Here is a 4716-nt window from a genome sequence, read left to right as displayed (position 1 = left end):
TCCGTCTTGCTCACGAAACTGGCGTAATCTTACTACCTGGTAAAGGTTTCGACACAGTACACGCATCAGTACGTGTATCACTAGCGAACCTTACTCACCACGAGTACGAGCTAATTGGCCGTGCAACACGCACTGTGTTGGATGAGTACTTCCAAGAGTTCTCTGCGTAATTCGTAGTTGCTAGAAAATATAAGCCCCGTCAAGTCGGGGCTTTTTTATTCGGTTGTTTAGGTCGTGATAATGAATGTAATTTCTGTAAATGCCGTTGAATCTGCCATTTTGGCACTCTTGATGTTGTTGTTTGGTGAGGTAACCAAAAAACACACACCAATATTAAGTAAATATCATATCCCAGGGCCGGTGATTGGTGGGTGCATCGCAGCCTTAATTACTACTTGCTTATATCGCATGGGAATGGAGTTCGAATTTGAACTTCCTTATAAAGAGACGTTGATGCTGATGTTTTTCGCAGGCATTGGTTTAAGCGCAAATATCAAGCAGCTATTCCAAGGTGGACGCTTGTTCGTTGTCTTTCTCGGAATCGCCGTTGTTTATATTATTTTTCAGGACGCTATTGGTGTCGCTGCAGCCTCGTTCTTAGGGCTGGATCCTAAGCTAGGACTGATGACGGGCTCTATCACCCTATCAGGTGGGCATGGTACAGGTGCTGCATGGGCGTCGATGTTTCATGACCATTTTGGTGTCGATAATGCACTCGAAATCGCGATGGCCTGTGCCACTTTTGGTCTTGTGATTGGCGGTATTATCGGAGCGCCTTTAGGCACGTATTTGGTTGAAAAAAATCAACTTTCAACACCGAACGTACATGCAGCAGATGTGGAACACAAAAAGGCCCATCACATGCCGACTAAGGGCAATGTACTACATGGCATCGGAAGCGTTGTTCTTTTAGCATGCTGTGTTGAGCTCAGCCAAATGCTACATAGTTTAGTGCTTGTGCTCGATGTGCATTGGCTGAACATGGTGCCAAATTTCGTCTATGCGTTATTTGTTGGTGCACTATTCTCAACACTATTTAGCGAGAGCAAACCTGCCAAGATTGCGATGGTCGAAGTGGCACGTTTAAGCTCAATTGCCCTAAGTGTCTTCTTATCTATGGCATTGCTTGAAATCAAACTTTGGCAGCTGTTTGATATGGCGTTGTCGCTGGTGGTTATCCTAACGATTCAAACATTGTTTACTATTGTGTTTGTTACGTCCGTTACCTATAAGCTACTCGGTAAAAATTATGATGCCGCGGTGATGGCAAGTGGTCATGCGGGCTTTGGTTTGGGTGCGACACCGACAGCCATGCTCAATATGAATGGTATCACGGGTTACTACGGCCCATCGCCACAAGCGTATTTTATCGTGCCGTTAATTGGTGCGTTCTTTATCGATCTCTCAAACCTAATCGTTATAGAGACATTCTTACATTTCATGTCTTGATGGATCTTCCCCATCAAAGGGGATTACCAAAGTTCAGTACTTTGACTTTAAAATTTACTCAAGACATCAAAAACTATATTCAGAAGAGGAGTGACGGTTTGAAAGGTGTAATTGTAGTGGTCAACTGATATTGGCCACGTTCCTAGAGTTTAACCAGAACAATCGTTCTGATTCATTGGGAGTCAAACCACCGTTGTATTGGTGCGGGCGGAGTTGGCAATAATACCCAATAATGTATCGAGTAATTTCTTGTTGTGCCTCTGCAAAGCTCCGATAACCTACTGTAGGTATCCATTCCGTCTTCAAGCTTCTAAAGAAGCGTTCCATTGGTGCATTATCCCAGCAATTTCCTCGTCGAGATAAGCTTTGCTTGATCTGAAAGCGCCACAGTAATTGCCGATAACTTCGGCTTGTATAATGACTGCCTTGATCGCTGTGAAACATGACGCCCTGTGGTTTACCACGAGACTCATAAGCCATGGCAAGAGCCTTACGAGTTAATCGACTATCGGGCGATAATGACATTGCCCAACCAATCGTTTTTCTAGCGAACAGGTCTAAAACTACGGCTAAGTACATCCAACGATAGCCAGTCCAAACATAAGTAACGTCACCAACCCAAACTCTGTTTGGCTCCGTAACTGCAAACTGGCGGCCTAAGAGGTTTGGGATCTCAATATGTTCTTGTGATGCTTTACGATACCTGTGTTTTGGCACTTGGCAGCTCACTAGACCAAGGGCTTTCATGAACTTCGTTGCTCTGTAGCGACTCAGGTTAGTTCCCTGACTCGTTATTATGTCAGCAATGGTTCTCGCTCCCGCAGAACCGTTGCTTGCGGCATGTGCCTCGCTAACTAAACTACGGAGCTTTGCTGTTTCGGCATCAATTTCTACTGGACGTTTTCGCCAGTAGTTATAACTGCTTCGATGAACATTGAACACTTCACATAATATTTTTACGCTGTGGCTCTGCTTGAGTTTCTTGATTATCAAGAATTGTTCAGTGAGTCCGACATCAACAGAGCCGTGGCTTTTTTTAATATTTCATTATGCTCTTCAAGGCGAGCTAACTTCTTTTTTAATTCACGTATTTCAATTTGCTCAGGCGTCATCGGCGATGCTTTAGGTGCTTTCCCCTGACGTTCCTCTTTTAGTTGGCGAACCCACTTATCCATCGTGGACTTCCCAACATTCATAGCTTGAGCAGCCTCTGTCACAGAGTGGTTCTGATCTAGAACCAGTTGTGCCGCTTCTAATTTGAATTCAGCGCTAAATAGTCTTCTTGTACGTTTTGTCATAGTGTCACCTGTTAACTTATGAGGTGATGATATCACCTCTAACTAAGTGACCAAATTCAGCGTACCACTACAAAGTCCAGCTCTGCGTAGGTGCTCAGTTGTTCTTGTTGCTGCTCTAACGCTTTCACTGCATGGCTCAAGCGGAGGGTTTTGAGTTGGTCGTTCAGTGCGTTCATTTGTATTTCTCCTAGTGATAACAGTTCGGGCCACGGACATTGCTATGAACAAGGTTCGGCGTGCTCGTGTTGTCTTTGCTCAGTTGTCCTTCACGATTGTTCTTCAGCAGATTGTTGATGAAGGTGTAGTTCGGTTTTGTCAGCATCAGCGCATCTTTACAGGCTTGCTCTAAGCGCGACTCGCCATGCGCTTTACTCAGATTGAGCAGCCCAAGGCAGGAGCGATACGACTGCTCTGGATGAGGCTTGGAGTAGAGCATCTTATTGATGACTTCTCGTGTGGCTGGGCCGATATTGGCTCCCCAGTTGAGCAGGCGTCCAGGCGACCACTTCTGATGTTGATGATTACTCGGCATGTGCTCTGGTTGGGTGCTGTTTCCGCGCTCTCTTTGGCTGCGTGGATGCTGGGCTACCAAGTTACCTTGATGGTAGATCTGCACCAGACGGTTGGAGGCTTCCAGTTCGACATGGTGACCAACAAGTTGATGTGGCACCGAGTAGTAGTGGCGGCGATATTCTATGTGATAATCAGGCCCAACCTTGGCTCGCTTGGTTTCGGTATAGAGGTATCGCTGCTTAGGTAGCGGCTTTAACGCTGGCTTATCGAGTTTGTCGAACAGCGCTTTGCGGCTCGCACCATACTGTTTCATCTCACGTTCGTTTAAGTCATTCATAAGCTCACGGATGGCAAGGTTCAGCTCTTTGAAGGTATGGAAGGTTTGATGTCGTAGTCGCATCATGATCCAGCGTTCCACTAGGATCACGGCATTCTCTGCCTTGGCTTTGTCTTTCGGTTTGTAAGGGCGAGCTGGCATCACTGCGGTTTGATAGTGATTCGCCAGTTTTTGATAACTGTCGTTAAGTCTCGGCTCATAACGATTGGCTTTGGTGACCGCGCTACGTAGATTATCGGGAACCAAGAGCTGTGGTACACCACCGAAGTGCTCGAACGCATTGGCATGCGCCTCTAACCAGTAAGACTTACCTTGACTCGGGAAGGCTTCAACATAGGTGTAATTGGACGCACCTAAGGTCGCCACGAACACTTCTGCTTCGCGCACTTCACCTGTATCAGGGTTGACCACTTGAAGCCGAGGCCCACAGTAATCGATAAACAGCTTGTCACCTGCCACATGGAGCTGGCGCATGCTGCGCTTTTGAGTTTTGAACCAACGAGTGAAGTGCTCGCAGAACTGAGTGTAAGCGTAAGCTTGTTCTTGATATTGCTCATGGTATTCCTGCCACAACAACATCTTTGTCATGCCTTTACGTCTGAGTTCGACTGCGTATTGAGTGAAGTCTGGCATGACTTTATCGCGACTGGCTTTCTTGCCGTGATACAGCGCTTGCGTGAGATCAGCATCGCTGCAACTTTCGGGTAGAGGCCAGCCAAGTTGGCTTTGTTTAAAGCGAGTAAGGAGTTCCGATATGGTGGACGGGCCGAGTTTCAGGCAAGAAGCGATACCACGATTGGAGAGACCGCAGTCGTACTTAAGGCGTAATACCTCTTTGATTTTGTTCATTGGAGTTCTCTTTTTGGCCATTGTCGCTTCCTTACGTTCTTGTTTAAGAAGTAAAGAATAGCGAGCTATTGATTTAAAAGAGAAAAAGGAAGGATTTCGGGCATTCCGATCGCGGTTTTCGCTATTCCGATCACCGATTTCGGAGTTAGGCTAAAAGTGATCGGATAATCGCGGAATCAGTGATCGGTTTAAACCGAAATGGGTGATCGGATAATCCCGAAATGACTGATCGGAATGCTCCGAAATATGCAACATGCTAAAGGGCTCTGG

The 4716-nt window shown here is 46.3% G+C and carries 3 protein-coding genes and 2 pseudogenes; 2 read left to right on the top strand and 3 right to left on the bottom strand.

The genetic code is table 11. The features are described from left to right. A pseudogene (locus AB4493_RS21050) lies at window positions 1-170 on the top strand (bifunctional aspartate transaminase/aspartate 4-decarboxylase); the annotation flags it as partial. A 70-nt stretch (window positions 171-240) separates the two neighbouring features. Beyond that, window positions 241-1449 (top strand): sodium/glutamate symporter, encoded by a 1209-nt coding sequence (gltS, locus tag AB4493_RS21045; protein WP_017061004.1) that lies wholly within the window; start codon window positions 241-243, stop codon window positions 1447-1449. A 120-nt stretch (window positions 1450-1569) separates the two neighbouring features. Here the strand turns inward: gltS and AB4493_RS21040 are convergent. From AB4493_RS21040 to istA, 3 genes and pseudogenes are all read right to left on the bottom strand, one after another. Continuing rightward, a protein-coding gene (locus AB4493_RS21040) for an IS3 family transposase (protein WP_102420178.1) occupies window positions 1570-2747 on the bottom strand; the annotation gives its coding sequence in 2 pieces (ribosomal slippage) (window positions 1570-2489 and window positions 2489-2747; 1179 coding nt in all). Window positions 2748-2818: 71 nt separating this feature from the next. Then, a pseudogene (locus AB4493_RS21035) lies at window positions 2819-2923 on the bottom strand (IS21-like element ISVch3 family helper ATPase IstB); the annotation flags it as partial. 11 nt (window positions 2924-2934) lie between these two features. Then, window positions 2935-4467 (bottom strand): IS21 family transposase, encoded by a 1533-nt coding sequence (gene istA, locus AB4493_RS21030; RefSeq protein WP_372155763.1) that lies wholly within the window; start codon window positions 4465-4467, stop codon window positions 2935-2937. Between the last annotated feature and the right edge of the window lie 249 nt (window positions 4468-4716).

The sequence above is a fragment of the Vibrio sp. 10N.222.55.A1 genome, from assembly GCF_041473835.1.
Taxonomy (GTDB): domain Bacteria; phylum Pseudomonadota; class Gammaproteobacteria; order Enterobacterales; family Vibrionaceae; genus Vibrio; species Vibrio crassostreae_C.
The sequence above is the reverse complement of the archived record's forward strand: the minus strand, read 5'-3'. Positions and strand labels throughout refer to the sequence as shown.